Source organism: Bacteroides sp. 3_1_23 (genome assembly GCF_000162555.1).
Lineage (GTDB): Bacteria > Bacteroidota > Bacteroidia > Bacteroidales > Bacteroidaceae > Bacteroides > Bacteroides ovatus.
Map to the genome: position 1 here is coordinate 1 of NZ_GG774965.1, position 1,715 is coordinate 1,715.

General features: G+C 33.6%; 1 protein-coding gene. It reads right to left on the reverse strand.

The features are described from left to right. Positions 1-316: 316 nt before the first annotated feature. Positions 317-1,495 carry a tyrosine-type recombinase/integrase gene (locus tag HMPREF9010_RS00020; protein ID WP_004323749.1) on the reverse strand — a complete coding sequence of 393 codons (1,179 nt, stop codon included), beginning with the start codon at positions 1,493-1,495 and terminating at the stop codon, positions 317-319. Positions 1,496-1,715 lie beyond the last annotated feature (220 nt).

Genomic DNA, 1,715 nt, shown 5'->3' on the forward strand with positions numbered 1-1,715 from the left:
GTTAAACAAAAGTTAGATTCTCTTTTTAAACATAACTACCTGCGCATCAAACGACTACATACAGCTAGCAATCAATTGAGGATAAGATTTGAACAATTAGTACCATTAATATCTTTTTTACCTATTATGAGTTATCCGGTATGCGAATCTTTCTTCGTTCCACTATAGTTATCTTTGCGTTTGACTATAGTTATCCGCAAGGGTAACTATAGTGTACTTTGCGGATAACTATAGTGGAACGAAAAAAGGATAGCGATCGGAATGAAATCGATTAGCAAAAGAAGGAACTAAAAATAGCAGTGAAAAACTATCTATACTATAGCAATTGGTCAAGTACGGCACGGAACACCTTATCGGCATGTTCTTGCATAATCTTAATATAATTAAAGATAGGACGGTTATTTTTCATACTGTGTCCGATACAGTATTCTATTTTTTCAATTTGAATGCCTAAATCATATCCGTGTTGTGCAAATGTCTTTCGGGCGGAATAGTAAGTAACCTTTTTCTTTACCCCCGAAAGTTCTGTTACCTTATTTATATGTCGGAAGACTAAACTATATATTTGTTTATAAGATGAATATTTACCAAACTGCAAATGCCCATTTCTCGACATATATTTATCTATGAGCACTTTTGCTTCAGGCTGCAAAGTAAATACAATTTCATTTTCTCCCTTCTTGCTATTACGTGTTTTGTGACGCACATAACGCATATCGTTCTTATTTTTAAAATCATATACTAATAAATCTCTCAGGTTGATACCGCCTAAATAATAGGTAAGCATAAAAATATCTCTCACCATGGATAAAGAAGGCTTTAAAAGCCGGACATCACGTATTCTCTTCAGTTCATCTATTGACAAATCAAGTTCCCGCACATTACTTGCCGGCATCTTAAAGAGGACAAAAGGATGAATGGAGTAAGATACATAATTCATCTTACCGGCATAATTTAATATCACCTTTATCAAAGTCAGATATATTCTGATAGTTGTATCTGCCAGATTCTCCTCGTGAAGAACTTTGGCAAATTCTTGGATATGTATAGGTGTCAATTGAATTAAAGGAAAATCCCCTTTCATATATTTGACTAATCTTTCGGAAGCTATCTTATAAAGTTTATAAGATTTCTCCCGCTCTTCTCCTTTCATGAAATTCATGTATTCTTTTGCAACAGCTTGAAAGGTTATACCTTTTTTCTTTTGTTCATAAGTAATTATACGTATAAGCTCGGTACATGAAATTGCTGGTAAATAGCTGATCGATGTAATAATTTCTTCATACTCATTGATTAGTTTCCGAAGACAAGCATTCATATTCGCTGCATTCTCATGCCTTACTACTCGACCATTTTTTAGTTGACTGGCAGAATCCAAAGTAAATTGGGTAGATATATATCTGGTTTGAGAATGATGTGCTACGGCTATCCTTATTCGATGTCTGCCATTTGATAATTTTTTAGTTGGAACAACTACAATTGAAAAATTCGCCATATCATTTTTAGGTTTATAAATTACTATTTTCCATACAATAAAATAGAAACAAAAAGGTTCATAGTCATTAGGGACTAATCGAAAATCGCTCCCACAGCATGGAATATCGTGCAAAAGACGGTATTTTCCATGCATTTGTACGATTCTGCATTGCTATATCTTGATTAAGTCGTTATGTTTGCAACACTTTTTCACAGGTAGAGTGTGAAAAGTTATGTTT